The organism is Mycolicibacter acidiphilus, assembly GCF_018455725.1.
Lineage (GTDB): Bacteria > Actinomycetota > Actinomycetes > Mycobacteriales > Mycobacteriaceae > Mycobacterium > Mycobacterium acidiphilum.
In genome coordinates this window covers 1-22907 of the sequence record NZ_JAHCLR010000061.1, presented here as the reverse complement: position 1 = coordinate 22907, position 22907 = coordinate 1, and the positions used below count along the sequence as shown (strand labels likewise).

The 22907-nt window shown below is 70.4% G+C and carries 23 protein-coding genes and 1 tRNA gene; 12 read left to right on the top strand and 12 right to left on the bottom strand.

The genetic code is table 11. From position 1 onward, the window contains the following. Positions 1–96 precede the first annotated feature (96 nt). The 4 genes from KIH27_RS19920 to ponA2 form a co-directional block, all read right to left on the bottom strand. A tRNA-Pro gene (locus KIH27_RS19920) sits at positions 97–170 on the bottom strand. Between the two features lie 284 nt (positions 171–454). Further along, the gene (cds1, locus tag KIH27_RS19915; protein ID WP_372451433.1) at positions 455–1564 is read right to left on the bottom strand and encodes an L-cysteine desulfhydrase Cds1; all 1110 of its coding nucleotides are present in this window, start codon (positions 1562–1564) and stop codon (positions 455–457) included. Further along, entirely contained in the window at positions 1561–2526 is a 966-nt protein-coding gene (locus tag KIH27_RS19910) for a metallophosphoesterase (RefSeq protein ID WP_214094704.1), read from the bottom strand. The genes cds1 and KIH27_RS19910 overlap by 4 nt, the downstream gene beginning before the upstream one ends. A 49-nt stretch (positions 2527–2575) precedes the next feature. After that, positions 2576–5008 carry a transglycosylase/D,D-transpeptidase PonA2 gene (ponA2, locus tag KIH27_RS19905; protein ID WP_214094703.1) on the bottom strand — a complete coding sequence of 811 codons (2433 nt, stop codon included), beginning with the start codon at positions 5006–5008 and terminating at the stop codon, positions 2576–2578. A gap of 434 nt (positions 5009–5442) precedes the next feature. On the opposite strand from ponA2, the gene KIH27_RS19900 reads away from it, so the two are divergent. Next, on the top strand, positions 5443–5805 hold the full coding sequence (locus KIH27_RS19900) for a WhiB family transcriptional regulator (protein ID WP_307856956.1): 363 nt from the start codon (positions 5443–5445) through the stop codon (positions 5803–5805). Positions 5806–5819: 14 nt separating this feature from the next. Here the strand turns inward: KIH27_RS19900 and bagB are convergent, their stop codons facing one another. Then, positions 5820–6971, bottom strand: coding sequence for an ATPase BagB (gene bagB, locus KIH27_RS19895; protein ID WP_214094701.1), 1152 nt, complete (start codon positions 6969–6971; stop codon positions 5820–5822). Then, the gene (bagA, locus tag KIH27_RS19890) at positions 6968–7990 is read right to left on the bottom strand and encodes an ATPase BagA (protein WP_214094700.1); all 1023 of its coding nucleotides are present in this window, start codon (positions 7988–7990) and stop codon (positions 6968–6970) included. Before bagA ends, bagB begins: the two co-directional genes overlap by 4 nt. A gap of 47 nt (positions 7991–8037) precedes the next feature. Between bagA and sp36 the strand changes: the two genes are divergently transcribed. From sp36 to KIH27_RS19875, 3 genes are read left to right on the top strand one after another with little or no spacing between them, the layout of a single operon-like run. Then, on the top strand, positions 8038–8199 hold the full coding sequence (gene sp36 / locus KIH27_RS19885) for a Sp36 family protein (protein WP_214094699.1): 162 nt from the start codon (positions 8038–8040) through the stop codon (positions 8197–8199). Beyond that, positions 8196–8657, top strand: a complete 462-nt coding sequence (locus tag KIH27_RS19880) for a RidA family protein (protein ID WP_214094698.1) — start codon at positions 8196–8198, stop codon at positions 8655–8657. The genes sp36 and KIH27_RS19880 overlap by 4 nt, the downstream gene beginning before the upstream one ends. A 2-nt stretch (positions 8658–8659) precedes the next feature. Further along, complete coding sequence (locus tag KIH27_RS19875) at positions 8660–9439, top strand: MBL fold metallo-hydrolase (RefSeq protein WP_214094697.1); 780 nt, start codon at positions 8660–8662, stop codon at positions 9437–9439. Positions 9440–9513: 74 nt separating this feature from the next. Here KIH27_RS19875 and crp read toward each other — a convergent pair whose 3' ends face one another. Together crp and KIH27_RS19865 are read right to left on the bottom strand one after the other, a co-directional pair. Further along, complete coding sequence (crp, locus tag KIH27_RS19870; protein ID WP_214094696.1) at positions 9514–10188, bottom strand: cAMP-activated global transcriptional regulator CRP; 675 nt, start codon at positions 10186–10188, stop codon at positions 9514–9516. A gap of 105 nt (positions 10189–10293) precedes the next feature. Further along, positions 10294–10446, bottom strand: a complete 153-nt coding sequence (locus KIH27_RS19865) for a hypothetical protein (RefSeq protein WP_214094707.1) — start codon at positions 10444–10446, stop codon at positions 10294–10296. A 129-nt stretch (positions 10447–10575) separates the two neighbouring features. Here KIH27_RS19865 and nth point away from each other — a divergent pair, with 129 nt between their 5' ends. The 4 genes from nth to marP are packed head-to-tail and all read left to right on the top strand — an operon-like array spanning position 10576 to position 13906. Then, positions 10576–11256: an endonuclease III gene (gene nth, locus KIH27_RS19860; RefSeq protein ID WP_214094705.1), complete on the top strand. Its 681-nt coding sequence runs from the start codon at positions 10576–10578 to the stop codon at positions 11254–11256. A gap of 26 nt (positions 11257–11282) precedes the next feature. After that, the gene (locus tag KIH27_RS19855; RefSeq protein ID WP_214094695.1) at positions 11283–11909 is read left to right on the top strand and encodes a TlpA family protein disulfide reductase; all 627 of its coding nucleotides are present in this window, start codon (positions 11283–11285) and stop codon (positions 11907–11909) included. Positions 11910–11945: 36 nt separating this feature from the next. After that, positions 11946–12716, top strand: a complete 771-nt coding sequence (locus tag KIH27_RS19850) for an NUDIX hydrolase (RefSeq protein ID WP_214094694.1) — start codon at positions 11946–11948, stop codon at positions 12714–12716. After that, the gene (gene marP / locus KIH27_RS19845) at positions 12713–13906 is read left to right on the top strand and encodes an acid resistance serine protease MarP (RefSeq protein WP_214094693.1); all 1194 of its coding nucleotides are present in this window, start codon (positions 12713–12715) and stop codon (positions 13904–13906) included. Before KIH27_RS19850 ends, marP begins: the two co-directional genes overlap by 4 nt. A 5-nt stretch (positions 13907–13911) precedes the next feature. Here marP and KIH27_RS19840 read toward each other — a convergent pair whose 3' ends face one another. Further along, on the bottom strand, positions 13912–14874 hold the full coding sequence (locus tag KIH27_RS19840; RefSeq protein WP_214094692.1) for an alpha/beta fold hydrolase: 963 nt from the start codon (positions 14872–14874) through the stop codon (positions 13912–13914). Beyond that, positions 14874–15419, bottom strand: coding sequence for a phage holin family protein (locus KIH27_RS19835; RefSeq protein WP_214094691.1), 546 nt, complete (start codon positions 15417–15419; stop codon positions 14874–14876). The genes KIH27_RS19840 and KIH27_RS19835 overlap by 1 nt, the downstream gene beginning before the upstream one ends. Before the next feature lie 157 nt (positions 15420–15576). Here KIH27_RS19835 and KIH27_RS19830 point away from each other — a divergent pair, with 157 nt between their 5' ends. Next, positions 15577–16296: a chymotrypsin family serine protease gene (locus KIH27_RS19830; RefSeq protein ID WP_214094690.1), complete on the top strand. Its 720-nt coding sequence runs from the start codon at positions 15577–15579 to the stop codon at positions 16294–16296. 52 nt (positions 16297–16348) lie between these two features. On the opposite strand, the gene acs is transcribed toward KIH27_RS19830, so the two are convergent. Further along, a complete protein-coding gene (gene acs / locus KIH27_RS19825; protein WP_214094689.1) occupies positions 16349–18304 on the bottom strand; it encodes an acetate--CoA ligase in 1956 nt (651 codons plus the stop codon). Between the two features lie 41 nt (positions 18305–18345). On the opposite strand from acs, the gene KIH27_RS19820 reads away from it, so the two are divergent. Then, complete coding sequence (locus tag KIH27_RS19820; RefSeq protein ID WP_214094688.1) at positions 18346–19092, top strand: Fic family protein; 747 nt, start codon at positions 18346–18348, stop codon at positions 19090–19092. A gap of 429 nt (positions 19093–19521) precedes the next feature. On the opposite strand, the gene KIH27_RS19815 is transcribed toward KIH27_RS19820, so the two are convergent. Further along, entirely contained in the window at positions 19522–20379 is an 858-nt protein-coding gene (locus tag KIH27_RS19815; RefSeq protein WP_214094687.1) for an HAD-IB family hydrolase, read from the bottom strand. 420 nt (positions 20380–20799) lie between these two features. Here KIH27_RS19815 and ssd point away from each other — a divergent pair, with 420 nt between their 5' ends. After that, entirely contained in the window at positions 20800–21888 is a 1089-nt protein-coding gene (gene ssd, locus KIH27_RS19810; RefSeq protein WP_214094686.1) for a septum site-determining protein Ssd, read from the top strand. After that, entirely contained in the window at positions 21885–22901 is a 1017-nt protein-coding gene (locus tag KIH27_RS19805; RefSeq protein WP_214094685.1) for a TadA family conjugal transfer-associated ATPase, read from the top strand. Before ssd ends, KIH27_RS19805 begins: the two co-directional genes overlap by 4 nt. The last annotated feature ends 6 nt before the right edge of the window (positions 22902–22907 follow it).

The window sequence follows — 22907 nt, the reverse complement described above, 5'->3', positions numbered from 1 at the left end:
CCACCGCTTGACGCCTAACACCAATAGGAGCATCAGGCGGCAGACGACAAAACCCGCCCTGTCCTGTTCTCACAGTCCAGAGCGGGTTTTCCACTGTCGGGGTGGCGGGATTCGAACCCACGACCTCTTCGTCCCGAACGAAGCACGCTACCAAGCTGCGCCACACCCCGTGTGAAGCCACGACAGCGTATCGCACCGCCCCGCCGACCTCCCAAACGCGCCGCTCAGAACCCCTTGCCGGCCACGTCACTGCTCGCCCGACCTGGTGAAACCGCCCACAATCGGGCGTGGTGAGCTGCAAACATAGGCGGAATTAGGCAGACTGGCTAACGAGGTTTTGTCGGCAAGGGAGCCAGATCATGACGCTGTTGGGCGCTGCGGTGTACGCGGGGTTCTTCGCGCTGGCCGCGGCCTGGTTGTTCGCCACGAACCCGGACGCAGCCGAAGAGCGCGCTCAGTCCAAACGAGCGGACCTCTCGAACTCGGCCAGAGCCGCCGCCGGCCCGCTCGGGTCGAGCCCCTGCTGCGCCAGCCAGTCGTCCGAGAAGTAGGTGTCGGCGTAGCGGTCGCCGGAATCGGCGAGCAGCGTCACCACCGAACCGCTGCGGCCGTCGGCGACCATCTCCGCCAGCAGCCCGAACGCCCCCCACACGTTGGTTCCGGTCGACGCCCCCACCCGTCGTCCCAGCACCGCGCTGACGTGCCGGGCAGCGGCCACCGAGGCGGCGTCGGGCACCGCCACCATCCGGTCCACCACACCCGGCAGGAATGACGGCTCCACCCGGGGCCGGCCGATGCCCTCGATCCGGGACGACTCGTCGATCTCCAGGTCGTAGCGGCACTCGGAGTACGCCGGGAAGAACGCCGAATGCTCCGGGTCGACCACGCACAGCCGGGTGGCGTGCCGGCGGTAGCGGATGTAGCGCCCGATCGTCGCGCTGGTGCCGCCGGTGCCGGCGCCGACCACGATCCAGTCCGGGATCGGATGCGCCTCGTCGCGCAGCTGCTCGAAGATCGATTCGGCGATGTTGTTGTTGCCCCGCCAGTCGGTGGCCCGCTCGGCGTTGGTGAACTGATCCAGGTAGTGCCCGTCGGTGTCGGCCGCGATCCGCTCCGCCTCGGCGTAGACGTCGCCCGAGTGCTGCACGAAGTGGCAGCGCCCGCCCTGCGCCTCGATCAGGGCCACCTTCGACGCACTGGTGGACACCGGCATCACCGCGACGAACGGCAGGCCCAGCAGGGCGGCGAAGTAGGCCTCCGACACCGCGGTCGACCCCGACGACGCCTCCACCACCGTGGTGCCCTCCTCGATCCAGCCGTTGCACAGGCCGTAGAGGAACAGGGAGCGCGCCAACCGGTGCTTCAGGCTGCCGGTGATGTGGGTGGTCTCGTCTTTGAGGTACAGCGCGACGTCAACGTCGGTGCTCCACGCCGACGGCAGCGGGTAGCGCAGCAGGTGGGTGTCGGCGCTGCGCCGCGTATCGGCCTCGATCAGCCGGATCGCGTTGTCGGTCCAGTGTCGGGGATGGCCGTGGTCGGCCGTGCGGGTCAGCCGGTCCGTCACAGCGCCGACACGGGCGGCTGCGACGAGTCCTGCGCCGTCCGCGCGTCGTCGCCGCCGGTCGGGGCGGCAACCAGCGTCAGCAGGCTGGCCTCCGGCCGGCAGCAGAACCGCACCGGGGCGAACGGCGAGGTGCCGAGCCCGGCCGAGACGTGCAGCCGGGTGTGAGCGCCCCACTGCGACGGTCCCTTCACCCGCGAGCGGTCCAGGCCGCAGTTGGTCACCAACGCCCCGTAGAAGGGCAGGCAGAGCTGCCCACCGTGGGTGTGGCCGGCCATCACCAGCTGATAGCCGTCGGCCGCGAAGCGGTCGAGCACCCGCGGCTCCGGCGAGTGGGTCAGCCCCAGCCGCAGATTGGCGGTCGGGTCGGCGGGGCCGGCGATCGTGTCGTAACGGTCCCGGCCGATGTGCGGGTCGTCGACCCCGGCGGCGACGATCCGCTGACCGGCCACGTCGAGCTCGCGATGGGTGTGGGTGAGGTCCAGCCAGCCCCGCTCGGTGAACGCCGCGCGCAGGTCCTGCCAGGGCAGCGGGGTGCCGTAGACGCGATGCGTGGGCTTGGTGAGGTACTTCGCCGGGTTCTTCAGCCGCGGGCCGAAGTAGTCGTTGCTGCCGAACACGAACACACCCGGCACCGACAGCAGATCGCCCAGCGCCTGCACGACGGCGGGGACCGCCTTCGGGTGCGCCAGGTTGTCGCCGGTGTTGACCACCAGATCCGGTTTCAGGCCGGCCAGCTCCCGCACCCAGGCCTGCTTGCGGCGCTGGTTCGGCCGCATGTGCAGGTCGCTGATGTGCAGCACCCGCAGCGGCGACGAACCGGGGGAGAGCACCGGCATCGTCGCCTCGCGCAGCACGAACGCGTTGCGCTCGATACCGGCGCCGTAGCCGACGGCGAGCGCGACCGATCCGAACGCCGCCGACGCGGCGACGACGGTGCTTCTCAGGGCGGGTGATGCGGCCATGCGTGAAAGCCTACTGCCCGCCGCCGGGGCCGCCGGTGGTTACGGCGGCTTACGGGGGCATGGGCACTCCGGGCGGCGGTGGCGCCAGGAGTGGAATCGTGATCGGCGGCAGGCCGGGGATCTCGACCACCGTCGAACCGACCGGCCCCAGCGCCGGGAAGCCCTCCGGCGGCGGTGGCGGTGGCGGCGGGATGCCGTTGCTGACCTGAATGGTGATGATCGAGCCGGGGATGGTCTGGCCGCTCGGCGAGGTGCCGACGACAGCGCCGGACTTCGCAGTGCTGTTGATCCAGCTCGCCTCCGGCGCGACCTGGAACCCGACCTCCTTGAGCTTGGCCCGGGCCGCCTCGATGTCCAGGCCGACCACGCTGGGCACCCGTGAGTTCGGGCCGCCGTCGACGTAGCGCGGCTCGGTCGGCGGCATCACGACGTCGCCGAAGTTGGTGGCGATCGGTTTCATCGCCGCGAACCAGGTGCGGGCCGGTTCGTTGCCGCCGAACAGGTCGCCGTCGCCGCAGTGCCGCAGCGGGAACGAGCACAGGTCGCCCGGCGAGGTGGAGTCGTCGAACACGTAGTTCGCCGCGGCGTAGCGGTTGGTGAAGCCCAGGAAGCCCGACGACCGGTGCGCCTCGGTGGTGCCGGTCTTGCCCGACATCGGCAGATCCCAGCCGACCGAACCGGCGGCGCCCGACGCGGTGCCGCCACCGAGCGCGTCCTTGCTCAGCGCGTTGGCCAGGGTGTCGGCCAAGCCCTGGGGGACCACCCGGTCACAGGTCTCGGTGGTGACCGCCACCTCGTTGCCGTTCCGGTCGAGCACCTTGTCGATCGGGTTCGGCGGGCACCACACCCCGCCGGAGGCCAGGGTGGCGGCGACGTTTGCGAGTTCCAGCGCGTTGACCTCGAACGGCCCCAGCGTGAACGAACCGATGTTCTGCCGCTTGATGAAGTCGGCCAGGCTCTCGTTGCTGTCGGGGTCGTAGTCGCGGGCGGTGCCGGGATCGGCGTAGGAGCGCAGGCCCAACTTGATCGCCATGTCCACGGTGCGCTCCACGCCGACCTGGGAGATCAGCTTCGCGAACGCCGTGTTGGGGGAGGTGGCCAGGGCGGTGGAGACGTTCATCGGCGACCGGTAGGGGGCGACGTTCACCACGCACCAGGTCTCCTTCGGGCAGCCCTTGGCGCCGCCGGAGCCCATCCCCTTGGTCTGGAACCGGCCGGGCACCTCCAGTTCGGCGCTGGTCCCCATGCCCATCTCCAGCGCCGCCGCCACCGTGAAGGTCTTGAAGATCGACCCGGCGCCGTCGCCGACCAGTGAGAACGGTTGCGGCCGCATGGTTTCGCCGATCTCACCGTTGAGGCCGTAGGTGCGGTTGCTGGCCATCGCCAGCACCGGGTGGGCGTCGGTGCCGGGCTTGATCACGTTCATCACGCTCGCGACGCCCTGCACGTTGGGACCGGCGAAGTTGTCGATCGCCTGCTTGACCGGGCCCTGCACGTCCGGGTCCAGCGTCGTGTGGATCACGTAACCGCCGCGGGCGACCTGCTCCTTGCTGATCCCGGCGCGGGCCAGGTATTCCTGCACGTAGTCGCAGAAGAACGCCCGGTCGCCCGCCGCGATGCAGCCGCGAGGCAGTTCCTGCGGCTGCTCCAGGATCCCCAGCGGCTCCGCCTTCGCCGCCCGCAGCGCCTCGCGTTCGTTGGGAATGTTCTCGATCATGGTGTCGAGCACCAGGTTTCGCCGTGCCAGCGCACCCTCGGGGTTGGTGTACGGGTTCAGCACGCTGGTCGACTGCACCATGCCGGCCAGCAGCGCCGCCTGCTGCCAGTTCAGCTGCGAGGCGTCGACGCCGAAGTAGGTCTGCGCCGCGTCCTGAATGCCGAACGAGTTGTTGCCGAACGACACCAGGTTCAGGTACCGGGTCAGGATCTGCGCCTTGGTGAAGGTGCGGTCCAGGGTGAGCGCCATCCGGATCTCCCGCAGCTTGCGGGCCGGGGTGGTCTCGATCGCGGCGCGCTTCTCGGCGTCGGTCTGCGCCAGCACCAGCAGCTGGTAGTTCTTCACGTACTGCTGCTCGAGAGTGGACCCGCCGCGGGTGTCGGAGTCGCCGGAGGCGTAGCCGGCCAGACCGGTCAGGGTGCCCTTCCAGTCCACCCCGCTGTGCTCGGCGAACCGTTTGTCCTCGATGGAGACGATCGCCAGCTTCATCGTGTCGGCGATCTTGTCGCTGGGGACCTCGAACCGGCGCTGCGAGTACAGCCACGCGATCGTGTTGCCCTTGGAGTCGACCATCGTCGTCACGGCGGGGACCTCACCGGTGACGAGCTGGGCCGAACCGTTGGCCACCACGTCCGAGGCTCGGTTGGACATCAACCCGGCGCCACCGGCGATCGGGAACATCAGCGCGGCGAGCAAAACGGCTGCGAGCAGACAACACCCGGCCAGCTTGAACACGGTTGGACCGGTCGGGGGGCGCTCCGACATGGCTTACACACTAGCGGCGTCCGCAAGCGCGGCGGAGCCGGGCGCTGGGGGCACTCCCCTACCTGCGGTGTGGGCCCACCCGCTTGCGGGGGACGGGACGCCGCCATCAAACCCGCCGCCGTCGCCGGGCGGTGCCTGCCGAAGACCCAGATCCGGGCCGATGGTGCGGCCCGACGGAATTGTCGCCGAAGTCAAATAGTCACCGGTCGGAGCCGTCGTCCACCCGGGATTTCCACCGAAGCCGGGATCGGACTGCACGGTTGTCCCAAAAAAAGGAGCCCTTACCGGTTGCGCAAACCCCACTTGACCACCTAACTTGAACACCAAGTGCGATACAGGTAACACTGACCGCACGATGTGGCGCAGATCGCACTCGCGGTCTTCGCCGGTATTGAATAGGTGGCTGCGGGGGCGGCCGGGACGGAGGATCGTCAGTGTCAGTAACACGGCCAGCGGTTCGCAAGACCAATATGCCGGCGATAACACCCACCCGAGCCGTATTACGCGGCGTCCAAGACGAAGGCCGGATCGCCTGGGTTGCCCGGGCGCTGTGCCGGACCGGCGATCCCGACGAACTCTTCGTCCGCGGCGCCGCCCAGCGCAAGGCCGCCACCATCTGCCGGCACTGCCCGGTGGCGCTGGAATGCCTGGCCGACGCCCTCGACAACCGCGTCGAGTTCGGCGTCTGGGGCGGCATGACCGAGCGTCAGCGCCGCGCCCTGCTCAAAGCGCACCCCGAGGTGACCTCCTGGCGGGAGTACTTCGAGGCGCAGCGCAAGCAGCGCGACGCCGGCTGAGCCCGAACCGCGGGCTAGCCGGCCGTCAGCTGGTCGGTGATCGCCTCCAGCGCGTCCAGATCCGAGACGTCGAACGGCAGTGACGGGACGCCGACGATCGGCACCGTAGGGTTGGCCCGGGTGAACCGGGACAGCAACCGCAGTTCACGTTTCGCGGTGGCACCGCGCTCGGCGTGAATCGCCAGCACGGCCGACGCCAGCGCGGTCGCCCCGGCCGGGGCGCCGTCGGCGGTGCCGGTCCGCAGCGTCTCCACCGCGTCGACCGCGCGCTCCACCGGCAGGTCGCACAGCATCGGGTGGGTGCGGTTGAGGATCAGCCCGGCCAACGGCATGTGCTCACTGGACAGCCGGTCGACGAAGAACGACGCCTCCCGCAGCGCGTCCGGTTCGGCCGCCGATACCACCACGAACTGGGTGCCGCGGCGCTTCAGCAGCTCGTAGGTGCGGTCGGCCTTCTCCCGGAAACCGCCGAAGGTGGCGTCCAGGGACTGCACGAAACCGGCTGCGTCGGAAAGCATCTGCGAGCCCAGCACCGTCGACAGCGCCTTCATCGCCAACCCGAGCGCACCGGCCACCAGCTTGCCGATGCCGCGGCCGGGCCCCAGCAGCAGCTTCCACAGCCGGCTGTCCATGAAGCTGCCCAGCCGCCGCGGGGCGTCCAGGAAGTCCAGCGCATTGCGCGACGGCGGGGTGTCCACCACCACCAGATCCCAGCGGTCCTGGGCCAGCAGCTGGCCGAGCTTCTCCATCGCCATGTACTCCTGCGTGCCGGAGAGCGAGGTCGCGACCGTTTGGTAGAACTGGTTGTTCAGGATCGCGTCCGCCCGCTCCGGGCCGGAGTACTGCACCACCATCTCGTCGAACGTGCGGCGCATGTCCAGCATCATCGCGTGCAGTTCGCCCTTGACCTCCGGCGGCAGCGGCACCCGTTGCGGGTTGTTGCCCAGGTCGCTGATGCCCAGTGCCTGAGCCAGCCGACGCGCCGGGTCGATGGTCAGCACCACCACGGTGCGGCCGTACTCGGCGGCCCGCAGCGCCATCGCCGCGGCGGTGGTCGTCTTGCCGACGCCGCCGGCGCCGCAGCAGACCACCACACGGTTGGCGGTGTCGCCGAGGATGGCGGCCAGGTCCAGTGCCGGCGGCTTGCCGGCCGGGTCGGGTGTCATCGAACCCCCTGTCGGGCGAGAATTTCGGAGAGCTCATATAGGCTGCCGAGGTCGACGCCGTCGGTGATCGTCGGCAGCTCCAGCCGTGGCACGTCCAGTTGTTCCAACTGCTCGGCGGTCTCGCTGCGCGCCGCGATCCGGGTGGCGTGCTGAATGGTCTCGGTGAGCAGGCCGGCGAAGTCGTCGTCGCCGAGCGTGATCCCGGCGGCGGCCAGGCCGGCGCGCAGCGCGTCCGCGTCGACCACGCCCTCGGCGGCCTTGGCCAGATCGTCGGCCTCCAGGTGCGCCGGGATGTTGCGGTTGACGATCACACTGCCGATCGGCAGGTCGAGCTCGCGGAGTTCGTCGATCGCCTCGAGCGTCTCCTGCATCGGCAGGGCTTCGAGCAGCGTCACGAGGTGGATCGCGGTCTGATCGGAGTGCAGCAGCTTCACCACCCCGTCGGCCTGCGAGTGCACCGGGCCGCCCTTGGCCAACTGGGAGACCGCCTTGGTGACGTCGAGGAACCGGGCGATCCGGCCGGTCGGCGGCGCGTCGACGACGATCGCGTCGTAGACGTGCTTCTTGTTCTTGTCGGTCTGGATCACGTGGTACTTGATCTTGCCGGTGAGGATGACGTCCCGCAGGCCCGGCGCGATCGTGGTGGCGAACTCGACCGCCCCGACCCGGCGCATCGCCCGTCCGGCGAGCCCGAGGTTGTAGAACAGGTCGAGGTACTCCAGGAACGCGGCCTCGATGTCCATCGCCAGGGCGTCGACCTCACCGCCACCCTCCGCGGTCGCGATCTTGACGTCGTCGGGCGGCAGCGGCGGTACGTCGAAGAGCTGCGCGATGCCCTGGCGCCCCTCGACCTCCACCAGCAGCACCTTGCGGCCGCCGGCGGCCAGCGCCAGCGCCAGTGCGGCGGCGATCGTCGACTTGCCGGTACCGCCCTTGCCGGTCACGAAGTGCAGACGGGCCTTCGACAAACGCGAGGGCCAGCCCAGGACACTCTCCCCCTTGGGTGTGGCTGTCACCACTGCATGCTAGCCAAGCGCTTGTCCGGGCTAGCGATAAGCTCGCTCTCATGGCTGAACGCACCCAGTGGGAGTACGCGAACGTCGTCCTGATCACCCATGCCACCAAGCAGATCCTCGACCAGTGGGGCGAGGACGGCTGGGAACTCGTCTCGGTGTTGCCGGGGCCTGTCGGCGAGAACCTGATCGCGTTCCTGAAACGGCCGAAATGAGCACCTGGCGCGCCCGGTTGACCGAACTCGGCATCGAACTGCCCGAGACGGCCGCGCCGCTGGCGGCGTACGTGCCGGCGGTCCGCACCGGCAACCTGGTCTACACGTCCGGGCAGCTGCCGATGCAGACCGGCAAGCTGGCCCGCGCCGGCAAGGTCGGCGCCGACGTCAGCCCGGAGGACGGCCACGCCCTGGCCCGGATCTGCGCGCTGAACGCGCTGGCCGCGGTGCACGCCCTGGTCGGCATCGACGCGGTGGTCCGGATCGTCAAGGTGGTCGGGTTCGTCGCGTCGGCACCGGGCTTCAGCGGTCAGCCCGCGGTGGTCAACGGTGCGTCGGAGCTGCTCGGTGCGGTGTTCGGCGAGGCCGGTGCGCACGCCCGGTCGGCGGTCGGGGTCTCCGAGCTGCCGCTGAACTCCCCGGTGGAGGTCGAGTTGATCGTGGAGATAGCCGGCTAGCCGTGCCGCTGACCCATCCCGCGTACGGGCAGCTGCGGCCGGTCACCGAGACCGCGTCGGTGCTGCTGGCCGACAACCCGGGGCTGATGACGCTCGACGGCACCAACACCTGGGTGCTGCGCGGGCCGGGCAGTGACGAGGTGGTGATCGTCGACCCCGGTCCCGACGACGACGCGCACATCGGCCGGCTCGCTGACCTGGGCCGGATCGCTCTGGTGCTGATCAGCCACCGGCACTACGACCACACCGACGGCATCGACAAACTGGCCGACGCGACCGGGGCGCCGGTGTACTCGGCGGGCAGCGGTTTCCAGCGCCGGCTCGGCGGGGGCCTGGTGGACGGCGAGGTGATCGACGCCGCCGGGCTGCGCATCCGCGTGCTGGGCACCCCCGGTCACACCGCCGATTCACTGTCGTTCCTGCTCGACGACGCGGTGCTGACCGCCGACACCGTGCTGGGCCGCGGCACCACCGTCATCGACACCGAGGACGGGAACCTCACCGACTACCTGGAGTCACTGCGGCGGCTGCAGGGGCTCGGCGCGCGCACGGTGCTGCCGGGGCACGGACCGGAACTGCCCGGGATCGACGCCGTCGCCGCCGGATACCTGGCGCATCGCGAGCAGCGGCTGGACCAGGTACGGGCCGCGCTGGCCGCGCTCGGCGACGACGCCACCGCGCGCCAGGTCGTCGAGCACGTGTACACCGACGTCGACGAGAAGCTGTGGGGTGCCGCGGAGTGGTCCGTGCAGGCCCAGTTGGACTACCTGCGGGGCGCCTAGTCACCCGACCGTGCAGAACTGTCCGGTGTTCCCCCAGGTGGGGGTGGACAATTCTGCACGCTCACGGGGGAGAGTTAGCGGGCGCGCCTCGCCAACCGCTCCGAGTCCGAGATCAGCACGCTCTTGCCCTCCAGCCGGATCCAGCCGCGGTGGGCGAAGTCGGCCAGCGCCTTGTTGACGGTCTCCCGGGAGGCGCCCACCAGCTGGGCGATCTCCTCCTGGGTGAGGTCGTGGGTGACCCGCAACGCGCCGCCCTCCTGGGTGCCGAACCGCTGGGCCAGCTGCAGCAGCTGCTTGGCGACCCGGCCGGGCACGTCGGTGAAGATCAGGTCGGCCAGGTTGTTGTTGGTGCGGCGCAGCCGGCGGGCCAGCACCCGCAGCAACTGCTCGGCGATCTCCGGTCGGTCGGAGATCCACGACCGCAGCGCGTCGCGGTCCATCGAGACCGCCCGCACCTCGGTGATCGTGGTGGCCGACGACGTCCGCGGGCCGGGGTCGAAGATCGACAGCTCGCCGAACATGTCCGACGGCCCCATGATCGTCAGGAGGTTCTCCCGGCCGTCGGCGGACCGCCGGCCGATCTTCACCTTCCCGGTGACGATGATGTAGAGCCGGTCGCCGGGTTCGCCTTCGGCGAACACCGTGTGCCCACGCGGGAAGTCCACCGGCTGAAGTTGCTTGGTCAGCGCGGCGACGGCGCTGGGCTCAACTCCCTGGAAGATTCCGGCCCTGGCCAGGATCTCGTCCACGTTGCCCCTTAGATGCTCATGGTGACGGTATTAAACGCACAGCTACCGGCCGCTGAACGGCTGGCCACCTGAGTCTAGAGCCAGGTGCAAAGCGACGTGCCAACGCTACACAGGATTGTCGCCCCCGGGCGTGCGAAATTGCGGATTTGCCCCCGAATCGCGCTGCGCGCCGGTCTCGATGTGCGTCTCGATGCGTGCCAGTCCGCTCGCCGCCAGCATCAGCAGCGGCGGGGTCGCGATCATCAGCAGCCAGGACACAAGGGCACAGTAAACAGGGGAAAGGTCTCATTGTGGTCACGGATAAGTACCCTGTCGGAGGTGACAGTGGACAAGCCCGACCGGTTCGCCGATGAGACCCGCACCGGCCTGGTGCGCCGGGCGCGACGGATGAATCGGGCTCTGGCGCAAGCATTCCCGGACGCGCACTGCGAACTGGACTTCACCACGCCGCTGGAGCTGGCGGTGGCGACCGTGTTGTCGGCGCAGTGCACCGACGTGCGGGTCAACCAGACCACCCCGGCGCTGTTCGCCCGATACCCGGCCGCGATCGACTACGCCCAGGCGGATCGCGTCGAACTCGAGGAGATGATCCGGCCGACCGGCTTCTACCGGAACAAGACGACGTCGCTGATCAAGCTCGGCCAGGCGCTGGTGGAGCGGTTCGACGGCGAGCTGCCCGCCCGGATGGAAGACCTGGTCACGCTGCCCGGGGTGGGCCGCAAGACCGCCAACGTGATCCTGGGCAACGCGTTCGGGATCCCAGGCATCACCGTCGACACCCACTTCGGCCGGCTCGCGCGCCGCTTCGGCTGGACCGCCGAGGAGGACCCGGTGAAGGTGGAGCACGCGGTCGGCGAACTGTTCGAACCGAAGGACTGGACGATGCTCAGCCATCGGGTCGTCTTCCACGGCCGGCGGGTCTGCCACGCCCGCAAACCGGCCTGCGGGGTGTGCGTGCTGGCCAAGGACTGCCCGTCGTTCGGGCTGGGCCCCACCGACCCGGTCGAGGCCGCCAAACTGGTCAAGGGCCCGGAGACCGAGCACCTGCTGGGCCTCGCCGGGCTGTAGCGACCTGCGCGGATGACTACTCGCGGATGACTACGGCGACCCGGTGGACGATCGCGGTGCTGGCGCTGCTGAGCGCGCTGGTCGCCGGGCTGGTGCTGCAGCTGCGCGGCCCCGCCCCGACCACGCCCGACGGCGCGACGGGGGGCCGGCCGGGTGACGCCGCCGCCGGGCAGGCACTGGCCGAGGCGCGCCGGGGCGCCGACCTTTCGCCCTGCCCGACCGCCGGCGCCGGCGCCGGTCCGGCGGCGCTGCGCGGTATCGCCGTCGAATGCGCCGCCGACGGTGCTCCGGTCGACGTGGCCGCCATGTTCGCCGGCCGCACGGTGGTGCTGAACCTCTGGGCGTACTGGTGCGGACCCTGCCGTGCCGAACTGCCGGTGCTCGCCGAATACCAGCGCCGGGCCGGCTCCGACGTCACGGTGGTCACGGTCCACCAAGACGACAACGAAGCGGCCGGATTGGCGCTGCTCACCGAACTCGGGGTGCGGCTGCCGACCCTGCAGGACGGCCGGCGCCGGATCGCGGCCGCGCTGCGGGTGCCGAACGTGATGCCCGCCACGGTGGTGCTGCGAGCGGACGGTAGCGTTGCCCGCATCGTGGCGCAGCCCTTCACCGACGTGGCCGAACTCGCCGCCGCGGTCGAGGGCCGCTGACATGAGGCGACCAGGATCCAGCATGGAGGAGGCGCGGTGAGCGCTGGCGACATTCCGGCCTGGCTGCGCCCACTGCTCGACAACGTGGACCGGATCCCCGGGGCGTATCTGCGCCGACTGCCGGCCGACGTGCGGGCGATGATCACCGCGGCTAACGCCAAGGCCCATGTCACCGGGAAAGGCCGGGACGCGGCGGTGCTGGTGCTGTTCTCCGGCCCGATGTCGGCGATACGCGACGGGGCGGTGCCGGAATCGGCGGATCTGCTGGTGACCGTGCGCGCCTCGACGCTGCGGCATCACGCCGGGCAGGCGGCGTTCCCGGGCGGCGCCGTCGACCCCGGTGACACCGGACCGGTGGCGACCGCGCTGCGCGAGGCGAACGAGGAGACCGGGATCGACCCGCACCGGGTGCAGCCGTTGAGCACGCTGGAGAAGATCTTCATCGCGCCGTCGGGGTTCTCGGTGGTGCCGGTGCTGGCGTACACGCCGGACCCCGGCCCGGTGGGTGTGGTCGACCCAGCCGAGACCGCGGTGGTGGCGCGGGTTCCGATCCGGGCGTTCATCAACCCGGCCAACCGGCTGATGGTCTACCGTGATGCGCGCAGTCGACGCTGGGCGATGCCCGCCTTCCGGCTCAACGAGATGCTGGTCTGGGGATTCACCGCGCAGGTGATCTCCGCGATGCTGGACGTGGCGGGTTGGGCGCAGCCCTGGGACACCACCGAGGTGCGCGCGTTGGACGAGGCGATGGCTCTGGTTGGCGGAGAACGGCGAGAACATGGTGGAACGGGGATGACTGGAACATGACGTCGTCACAGTGGCTGGACATCGCCGTCCTGGCGATCGCCTTCGTCGCCGCGGTATCCGGTTGGCGCTCCGGCGCGCTCGGCTCGCTGCTCTCCTTCGTCGGCGTCGCGCTCGGCGCGATGGCGGGCGTACTGCTGGCGCCGCACCTGGTCGGCCATGTCAGCGGCGGCCGGCTGAAGCTGTTCGCGGCGCTGTTCCTGATCCTGGCGATGGTCGTGATCGGCGAGGTGGCCGGGGTGGTGCTCGGCCGGGCGGTTCGCGGCGCGATCCGCAGTCCGGGGGTGCGCAACGTCGACTCGGTCATCGGGGTGGCGTTGCAACTGGTGGTGGTGCTGATCGCCGCCTGGCTGCTGGCCACTCCGCTGACCGCCTCCGATCAACCGAAACTGGCTGCGGCGGTCAATGATTCGCGGGTACTGCGGCAGGTCAACGATTTCGCTCCGAGTTGGCTGAAGAACGTGCCGCGCCGGCTGTCCGCGGTGCTCGACGACTCCGGGTTGCCGGCGGTACTGGAGCCGTTCAGCCGCACCCCGGTCGCGGCGGTGGACGCCCCCGACCCGGAACTGGCCGCCAGTCCGGTGGTGGAGGCCACCGAGCCGAGCGTGCTGCGGATCCGCGGCGTGGCACCCAACTGCCAGAAGGTGCTGGAGGGCACCGGTTTCGTGGTGTCACCGAACCGGGTGATGACCAACGCGCACGTCGTCGCCGGGGCGGACAGCGTCACCGTCGAGAGCGGCACGAAATCCTATGACGCCACGGTGATCTCGTTCGATCCCAAGGAGGACATCTCGATCCTCGCGGTGCCGGACCTGCCGGCGCCGCCGCTGACGTTCGCGTCCTCGCCGGCGCAGCCGGACACCGACGCGCTGGTGCTCGGCTACCCCGGCGGCGGGGTCTTCGAGGCGACGCCGGCCCGCGTCCGGGACGTCATCAACCTCGAGGGGCCGGACATCTACCGCGACGCCACCGTGACCCGGCGGGTGTACACGGTGCGCGGCACTGTGCAGCAAGGCAATTCCGGCGGTCCGATGATCGACATGAACGGTCACGTGCTCGGCGTGGTGTTCGGCGCGGCGGTCGACGACCCCGACACCGGGTTCGTGATGACCGCCGAGGAAGTGCAGAACCAACTGCTGCGGGTGGGTGACACCCAGCCGGTGTCCACCCAGACCTGCGTCGGCGGTGAGTGAGCCCGCTAGCGGGGCCGCGCCGCGCCGGTCTGCCCGAGGAACCGCAGCAGCCGGTCGTTGACCTCGCCGGGCGCTTCCTCGTGCGCGAAATGGCCTGCGCCGCACACTGATACGTAATCGCCGTGCGGTGCGTAGCGGCGGGTGCGGTCGACCGGATCCGCCAGCACGTACGGGTCCGCGGCACCGCGCAGGTGCAGCATCGGGATGTCCAGCGGGCGACTGTTCAGCGCGGCCATGAACCGGCGGCCCTCCGCCCGCAACTGGCTGCGCACCGCCCAGCGCTGATACTCCAGCGCGCAGTGCGCTGCCGACGGGATCTGGATCGCCCGCCGCAGGTACCCGACGGTCTCGGCGAAATCCGCGCTCGCCTGCCAATCCGCACCGGCCCGGCTGCAGACCAGCCGTTCGATCGCCAGACCGTTGTGCCGGGTCAGCGCGTGCTCCGGCCAGAGCGGTGCCTGATAGCGCAGCAGCCACGGCAGCAGGGCGCGACGCTGATCGGTGCGGGTCAGCACCGAGTGCCGCAGCGCCGCCGGATGCGGGGAGCTGACCAGTGCGATCCCGTGCACCAGCCTGGGGTGCAGCAGGGCGGTCGCCCAGCACACCAGCCCGCCGTCGGCGTGACCGATCAGGACCGCCGAGGAGTGCCCGAGCGCGCGGATCAGCCCGGCGGTGTCGCCGGCCAGCGTCCACCCGTCGTAACCGCGCGGTGGTTTGTCGCTGCCGCCGTAGCCGCGCAGGTCCACCGCGACCACCCGGGCGTCACGCAACCCGCGCAACTGGTGCCGCCAGCTCCACCAGAACGAGCCGAACCCGTGCAGCAGCAGCACCAGCGGCCGGGCCATCGGCGCGGTCCCGGTGTCTTCGTCGGCCGCCTCAACGACATGGAAGCGAATGCCGTTGGCGTGGATGTCCAGATGCCGCCACGGCCCGTCGATGCGGACCATCGACGGATCCGGTGGCGGCACTACCAACCCGACGGATCGGTAGCCGGCTTGCCGTCGTGCGTGCCCAGTGCGTGGTGCAGTCGCTCGGGATCCGGGCGCAGCGCGTCCCGGGTCTCCCGGACCGATGCGATCGTCTCCCGCGGACCCCGGATGCGCCGCACCCGCAGGAAGCCGAGCACCGCCAGCGCCAGCGTCGTCGCCAGCATCAGCCCGAACACGATCAGGTAGGCGGCCCAGTCCTTGAGCCACACATCGAGCAGTTCGGCGAGAAAGAAGAAAAAGAAGAACGTGGAGTAGAACAGCACGACCAGGGCGGCGATGAAGAACACGCTGCCGGTCAGGCCCTTCTTGACGTCGCGGGTGATCTCGGCGCGGGCCAGTTCGACCTCGGCGCGCACCAGCGTCGAGATCTGGGCGGTGGCGTCCTTGACCAGTTCGCCCAGCGACGGATCGCCGGACAGCGCGTGCGGATCGGTCAGCGGGATCGTCGCCAGGGTGTTGGGCACCCCGTTGCGGTCCGCGGTCGCCGCCGCGCGCTTCGCGTTCCTGCGATCAGCCTTGCTCACTGGCTGTCCTCCCGTTCGCCGTCGTCGCGGCTTAATGTTGCCATGCGACGACGCTCCCGACGAGCGGCCCCGAGAAAGCAGCAGCCGATTCGGGCCTCCGCGACGATAAGCTGTTTTCCGAGTCGGGAGATCGATTGAGTCGACGGGAGAGTTCCCTGTGCAGACCGCACACCACTGGTTGCTGCGCACGCTGGCGGCGCTGACCGCCGGGGTCGCCCTGATCGCACTGGCCGCACTGAGCACACTGGGCGCTCCGCGGGTAGCCGCCGACGCCAAGGTGACGATGGGCGGCGGCGCCGGGATCGTCGTCGACGGCGACACGCTCTGCACGCTGACGTCGATCGGCCACGACAAGACCGGTGCGCTGATCGGGTTCACCTCCGCGCACTGCGGCGGCCCCGGTGCGGAGGTCGCCGCCGAGGGCTCGGAGTCCGCCGGCCCGATCGGCACCATGGTGGCCGGCAACGACAACCTGGACTACGCCGTGCTGGAGTTCGACCCGGACAAGGTGACCCCGGTGCCCAACTACGGCGGCTTCGTCATCAACGGCATCGGCCCGGACCCGACGTTCGGCCAGATCGCCTGCAAGCAGGGCCGCACCACCGGCAACTCCTGCGGCGTCACCTGGGGGCCGGGTCAGGATCCGGGCACGATCGTGATGCAGGTGTGCGGCCGGCCGGGTGACTCCGGCGGACCGGTCGTGGTGAACAACCTGCTGGTCGGCATGATCCACGGCGCGTTCAGCGACGCGCTGCCGGACTGCGTGGTCAAGTACATCCCGCTGCACACCCCGGCGGTGGTGATGTCGATCAACGCCGTGCTGGCCGACATCAACGCCAACAACCGCCCGGGTGCCGGGTTCGTCCCGATCGGCTAGACGATTTCGGCGCGATTTAGCCCGCTCAGCGACGTTTACCGCGCCGAAATCGCTACTCGGCGGCCCGGATCGCGTCGAACACCCCCGGGTCGACCAGCGTCGAGGTGTCGCCGAGGGCGCGACCGTCGGCGATGTCGCGCAGCAGCCGACGCATGATCTTGCCGCTGCGGGTCTTCGGCAGCTCCGGCACGATGTGGACGACGTGCGGTTTGGCGATCGGGGAGATCTCGGTGGCGACCTGCGCGCGCAGATCCCCGATCAGCGCGGCGCCGTCACCGGTATGCCCGGCGGCCAGCACCACGTAGGCGCAGATCCGCTGACCGGTCTGCTCGTCGGTCGCCCCGACCACCGCCGCCTCGGCGACCGCGGGGTGGCCGACCAGGGCGGATTCCACCTCGGCGGTGGAGATCCGATGCCCGGAGACGTTCATGACGTCGTCGATGCGGCCGAGCACCCAGATGTCGCCGTCGGCGTCGTAGCGGGCGCCGTCCCCGGCGAAGTACCAGCCCTGCTCGGCGAACCGCGACCAGTAGGTCTCGATGAAACGCTCCCGGTCGCCCCAGATGCCGCGGGCCATCGACGGCCACGGTTGGTCGATCACCAGGTAGCCGCTGGGGTGCTCCCCGCTGCCGGTGTTGGGGTCGGGCGCCAACCGGTCGCCGTGGTCGTCGACGATCAGCGCGGAGATGCCGGGCAGCGGGGTCATCGCGGCACCGGGCTTGGCGGCGGCGATGCCGGGCAGCGGGCTGATCATGGTGGCACCGGTCTCGGTCTGCCACCAGGTGTCGACGACCGGGAGGGCGTCCGCGCCGATCACACTGCGGTACCAGCGCCACGCCTCGGGGTTGATCGGCTCACCCACCGACCCGAGCAGGCGCAGGCTGGTCAGGTCGTGTGCGTCGGGGATCTCCCGGCCCCACTTCATGAACGTGCGGATCAGCGTGGGCGCCGTGTAATAGATGGTGACGCCGAGCTTTTCGATGATCTCGAAGTGCCGGTGCTGACTGGGGTGGTCCGGGGTGCCCTCGTAGATCACCTGGGTGGCGCCGTTGGCCAGCGGCCCGTAGACGGCGTAGGTGTGCCCGGTGACCCAGCCGATGTCGGCGGTGCACCAGAACACGTCGGTCGCGGGTTTGAGGTCGAAGATGACGTCGTGGGTGTAGGCGGCCTGGGTGAGGTAGCCGCCCGAGGTGTGCACGATGCCCTTGGGTTTGCCGGTGGTGCCGGAGGTGTAGAGCAGGAACAGCGGCTGCTCGGCCTCGAAGGCGGCCGGGAGGTGTTGCGGGGACGCGGTTTCCACGGTGTCGTGCCACCACAGGTCGCGATCCTCGTGCCACGCCACGTCGGCGCCGGTGCGGCGCACCACCAGTACGTGCTGCACGCTCGGTGCCTCGGTGATGGCTTCGTCGACGGCGGGTTTGAGTGGGGCGGGCTTGCCGCGGCGGTACTGGCCGTCGGCGGTGATGACGACCTTGGCCTGGGCGTCGTTGATCCGGTCGCGCAGGGCGTGCGCGGAGAACCCGGCGAACACCACGGTGTGCATGACGCCCAGGCGGGCGCAGGCGAGCATCGCGATGATGGCTTCGGGGATCATCGGCAGGTAGATCGCGACCCGGTCGCCGGCGACCACGCCCAGGCCGGTCAGCGCGTTGGCGGCGCGGGAAACCTCCGTGAGCAACTCGGCGTAGGTGATGGCCCGTGCATCGGTGGGTTCACCCTCCCAGAAGATGGCCACCCGGTCGCCGTGGCCGGCTTCGACGTGGCGGTCCACGCAGTTGTAGGCCACGTTGAGCTGGCCGTCGTGAAACCACCGGGCGAACGGCGCATCGGAGTAGTCGAGGACCTGCGTGAACGGGGTCGCCCAGTCCAGCCGGTTCGCCTGCTGGGCCCAGAAGCCGAGCCGGTCGGCCTCGGCGGCGCGGTACAGGTCGGCGCCGGCGTTGGCCGCAGCGGTGAACGCGGGGGACGGCGGGTACGACGTCGGAATCGTAGCTGGGGTCTCGGTCACCGTCAGCAGCCTAATGTCACCGGCCGGTAGTGTCACAGCTCGTGATCAATGACCCGCTGGCCCCCCTGCTCGAGCTGCCCGGTGTCGCCGAGGCCAGCGAGAAGGTCCGTGACGAACTGGCCCGCGCTCACCGCCACAAGTCCAATGTGCGCGGCTGGAAGGTGAGCGCCGCCGAGGCGTCGCTGCGGGCGGCCCGGGCGTCGTCGGTACTTGACGGCGGCCCGACCGCGGTGGACGAAACGGTCAAGACCGACCCGATCTTCGCCGGTTCGCTGCGGGTGGAGCAGGCCATGGAGGGCGGTGAGACCGCCCTGGTCGGGATCTGGCGGCGGGCGCCGCTGCAGGCACTGGCGCGGTTGCACACGCTGGCGGCCGCCGACCTGGTCGATGACGAGGACCGTCTCGGCCGCCCCGACAGCGCCGAGGCGGGACGGCGGCTGGAGATGCTGGCCGACCTCGCCACCGGCGGCACCACGGTGCCGGCCCCGGTCTTCGCCGCGGTGGTGCACGGCGAACTGCTGACGCTGGCGCCGTTCGGCAGTGCCGACGGTGTGGTGGCCCGCGCCGCGTCGCGGCTGGTGACGATCGCGACCGGTCTGGACCGGCACGGGCTCGGGGTGCCGGAGGTGCGCTGGATGCGCAAGGCCGGGGAGTACCGGGAGGCCGCACGCGGTTTCGCCGGCGGCACCCCCGACGGCGTCGCCAACTGGCTGCTGCTGTGCTGCGACGCCATGCACGGCGGTGCGCTGGATGCGCTGGGGATTGCTGAGGCGGGCGCCAAGCGCTGATTTCGGGGTCGATCCCGACCACCTCGAACACAGTGAAGCGGGCGGCGATCCGAGTGATTCGGTTCGCCGCCCGCTAGCACGGTACGCGGTTACCAAGCGACCAATGTGGGCTGCGTGGGTGGCCTCGGCGCTCCTGCGACGTACTGCGGTTGCTGCCCTACCCAAAGGGCTGTCGAGACCGCTTACCTTTCGCAATTACGCAGGCCCGCAACACTTCTGCCATCTTCGCGGCTCTGGCTGCGCGTGGGTACCGTCTTCCGTACTGGGAAGTCCTGGTTCGGGAGATCGATCCTTCTCTTCCGGGTCGATCCTGGCCTCACCGGCCTTCCGTGCTTCCTTTCTACTACGTGATGCACGACACAGCAAGTGGTAAACGCGGATAGCCCGCACGGTGACACCGGATCGTGACCGCAGGTGTTTGCTGACCGGCTAGAACACCAGGCGCCGCAGCAGCGAATACGTCAGCGCTCCGGCGGCGATCGCGCTGGCGCCGACGGCTGCGCTGGTGGCCATCGCGGCCCCGGAGGGCGCGCTGATCCGGTCCCGCAGCGACACCGGCCGGGAGAACGAGAGCACCGGCCACCCGTTGGCCAGCGCCTCCTTGCGCAGTGCGCGATCCGGGTTCACCGCCGCGGGGTGCCCGACCGTCCGCAGCATCGGCAGGTCGGTGATCGAGTCCGAATAGGCGTAGCAGTGCTCCAGGGCGTAGCCCTCCCGGGCGGCCAGTTCGCGGATCGCCTGCGCCTTGCCCTCGCCGTAGCAGTAGAACGCGATCTCACCGGTGTACGTGCCGTCGGCGACCACCATCCGGGTCGCCATGGCGTGGGTGGCACCCAGTGCGCGGGCGATCGGCGCGACGATCTCCTCGCCGGAGGCCGACACCACCACCACGTCGCGGCCGCAGAGCTTGTGATCGGCGATCAACTGGGCGGCTTCGGCGAACACCAGCGGGGTCACCACGTCGTGCAGGGTCTCGTTGACGATCGCCTTGACCTGTTCGACGTTCCAGCCGGTGCACATGTTGGTCAGATGGGTGCGCATCCGCTCCATCTGGTCGTGGTCGGCGCCGGACAGCAGCATCAGGAACTGCGCGTAACTGGACTTGAGAACGGTTCGCCGGCTGATCAGTCCCTGGCTTAAAAAAGGTTTGCTGAAGGCCAGTGCGCTGGACTTGGCGATGACGGTCTGGTCGAGGTCCAGGAAGGCCGCCGTGCGGGGCCCGCCGTCGTTGGCCGCGGGTGTCTGCGACGACGTTCGCAGGCTTGCGCCCGGGTCGGGATCGGTCACCGGTACAGCATAGGGCCGCCGTCGATCGGAGCCTCGGTGTTGTCCGAAACCGCATTTCACGCGGGGTGCGGGGTCGAAATGCACCGGCTTGCGGACAACACTTGCGCTGCCCCGCCCTGTCGTGTGTATAGTTGGCATCACTCGGCTTACGCCGGGGTGTATCGGCCCGACCCCCCGGGGTTGATACACGACGACCTCCGCCTCCTCCCCCCCTGGCGGGGGTCGTCTTTTTAAATCGGTCAGTATTCGCTAGAGGAACCTCGCGATATGGCTGAACGTGTTACAAAATCGATCGTTTCATCCGTTTTGGAATGATTTATCGAGCACTGTTGAACTCGCGGTATTTCACAGTTGGACGGTTCTTCCACATTCGGGGAACGACGGCTGGTGGCGCGGGCTGCGTGCCGCCACCGTTGCGGGATGAGTCCTCCCGCAGCCGTGCTGGCGATCGTCACCGAGCCGGTGTTACGCACCGAACTGGACCGGGTCGCGGCCGCCGTCGGGGTGCGGGTGATCCACCTCGGGGACGGCCCGCTCAGCCGGAAAGCGTGGTCGGCCGCGGCGGCGGTGGTGCTCGATGAGACCGCCGCCGGGCGCTGCCGACACGACTGCCTGCCGCGGCGGGGTCGGGTCATCCTGCTCGCCGGCGGTGCGCCCACCCAGTTCACCTGGCAGTCCGCGGTCGAGGTCGGGGCGCAGCGTGTGCTGACCCTGCCGGCCCAGGGGAACGAACTGCTCGGTGAGCTGGCCGAGGCCGGGGATGCGGCCCGCGACGACACACCCCGTGGCGACGTGCTGGCCGTGATCGGCGGCCGTGGTGGCGCCGGGGCCTCGGTGCTGGCGACCGCCCTGGCCCAGACCGCCGGCCGGACCGGTCCGGCGCTGCTGCTCGACCTCGACCCGTTCAGCGGCGGCATCGATCTGCTGGCCGGCACCGAGGACGCCACCGGCCTGCGCTGGAGCGATCTGACGTTGCGCGGCGGGCGGCTGGACTGGTCCGCGGTGCGTGCGGCGCTGCCCCGCAATCGCGAGGTCAGCGTCCTCTCCGGCACCCGAGCCGGCTACGAGATGGATGCGCCCACCGTCGAAGCGGTCATCGACGCCGGCCGCCGGGGCGGCGCCACCGTGATCTGCGACCTGCCCCGGACACCGGTCGAACCCGTCGAGACGGTCCTCGACGGCGCCGACCTCGTGGTCCTGGTCTGCCCCTGCGATGTGCGGGCCTGTGCGGCCGGCGCCGCGATCACGCCGCGGCTGCGAGTGGGCAATCCGAACGTCGGCCTGGTGGTACGCGGCCCGGCGCCGGGCGGGCTGCGCGCAGCCGAGGTCGCTGAGATCGTCGGCCTGCCGCTGCTGGCGACGCTGCGGGCCGAACCGCGACTGGCGCACCGGCTGGAGCACGGTGGGCTGCGGCTGCACCGACGGTCCGCCCTGGGAGCCGCCGCGGCGCGGATCCTCGGCGTACTGCCGGCCCGCCGGTTTGCCGACGGCGGGCGGGCGGCGGCATGACGGATTCGCTGATCGACCGCGTCCGGGAACGGCTGGCCGCCGAGTCCGCGGAACTGCGCCCCCAGGCGGTGGCCGCGGCGATCCGGGCCGAGTCCGGCGGCGTCCTCGGTGACACCGAGGTGCTGACCAAACTCCGGCTGCTGCAGACCGAACTGACCGGGGCCGGGGTGCTGGAGCCGCTGCTGTGCGCCGTGGGCACCACCGACGTGCTGGTCACGGCGCCCGATGCGGTCTGGGTGGATCAGGGCGCCGGCCTGCGGCGGACGGCGGTGCGGTTCGCCGACGAAGCCGCCGTGCGACGCCTGGCGCAACGGCTGGCGGTGTCGGCGGGCCGCCGGCTCGACGACGCCCAGCCGTGGGTGGACGGCCAGCTCACCGGTGTCGGCACCGGCGAGTTCACCGTGCGGCTGCACGCGGTGCTACCGCCGATCGCGGCAGCCGGGACGTGCCTGTCCCTGCGGGTGCTGCGGCCGGCCACCCAGGACATCGCCGCGCTGGCCGCGGCCGGCGCGATCGCCCCGCCGGCTGCGGAACTGCTGTCCGACATCATCGCCGCCCGGCTGGCCTTCCTGGTCTCCGGCGGGACCGGCGCCGGCAAGACCACCCTGCTCGCAGCGCTGCTGGGTGCGGTCGCCGGCGACGAGCGGATCATCTGCGTCGAGGACGCACCGGAGCTGCAGCCGGCCCATCCGCACCTGGTCAGACTGATCGCCCGAGCCGCCAACGTGGAGGGTGCCGGCGCAGTGGAACTGCGCGACCTGGTCCGCCAGGCACTACGGATGCGGCCGGATCGCCTGGTGGTCGGCGAGGTCCGGGGCGCCGAAGCGGTCGACCTGTTGGCCGCGCTGAACACCGGCCACGACGGCGGCGCCGGCACCGTGCACGCCAACAGCCCGACGGAGGTGCCGGCCCGGCTCGAGGCGCTGGCCGCGCTGGGCGGCCTGGATCGCGCCGCCCTGCACAGTCAGCTGGCGGCGGCGGTGTTATCTGGTGTCGCGAGCATGTGTGTATGACTGTTA

What these genes read in the sequence shown, in the direction of transcription:
- KIH27_RS19910 (WP_214094704.1), bottom strand. Translation starts at nt 2,526, where the DNA reads ATGGCCGCATCACCCGCCCTGAGAAGCACCGTCGTCGCCGCGTCGGCG.
- ponA2 (WP_214094703.1), bottom strand. Translation starts at nt 5,008, where the DNA reads ATGTCGGAGCGCCCCCCGACCGGTCCAACCGTGTTCAAGCTGGCCGGG.
- bagB (WP_214094701.1), bottom strand. Translation starts at nt 6,971, where the DNA reads ATGACACCCGACCCGGCCGGCAAGCCGCCGGCACTGGACCTGGCCGCC.
- sp36 (WP_214094699.1), top strand. Translation starts at nt 8,038, where the DNA reads ATGGCTGAACGCACCCAGTGGGAGTACGCGAACGTCGTCCTGATCACC.
- KIH27_RS19880 (WP_214094698.1), top strand. Translation starts at nt 8,196, where the DNA reads ATGAGCACCTGGCGCGCCCGGTTGACCGAACTCGGCATCGAACTGCCC.
- nth (WP_214094705.1), top strand. Translation starts at nt 10,576, where the DNA reads ATGAATCGGGCTCTGGCGCAAGCATTCCCGGACGCGCACTGCGAACTG.
- KIH27_RS19855 (WP_214094695.1), top strand. Translation starts at nt 11,283, where the DNA reads ATGACTACGGCGACCCGGTGGACGATCGCGGTGCTGGCGCTGCTGAGC.
- marP (WP_214094693.1), top strand. Translation starts at nt 12,713, where the DNA reads ATGACGTCGTCACAGTGGCTGGACATCGCCGTCCTGGCGATCGCCTTC.
- ssd (WP_214094686.1), top strand. Translation starts at nt 20,800, where the DNA reads ATGAGTCCTCCCGCAGCCGTGCTGGCGATCGTCACCGAGCCGGTGTTA.
- KIH27_RS19805 (WP_214094685.1), top strand. Translation starts at nt 21,885, where the DNA reads ATGACGGATTCGCTGATCGACCGCGTCCGGGAACGGCTGGCCGCCGAG.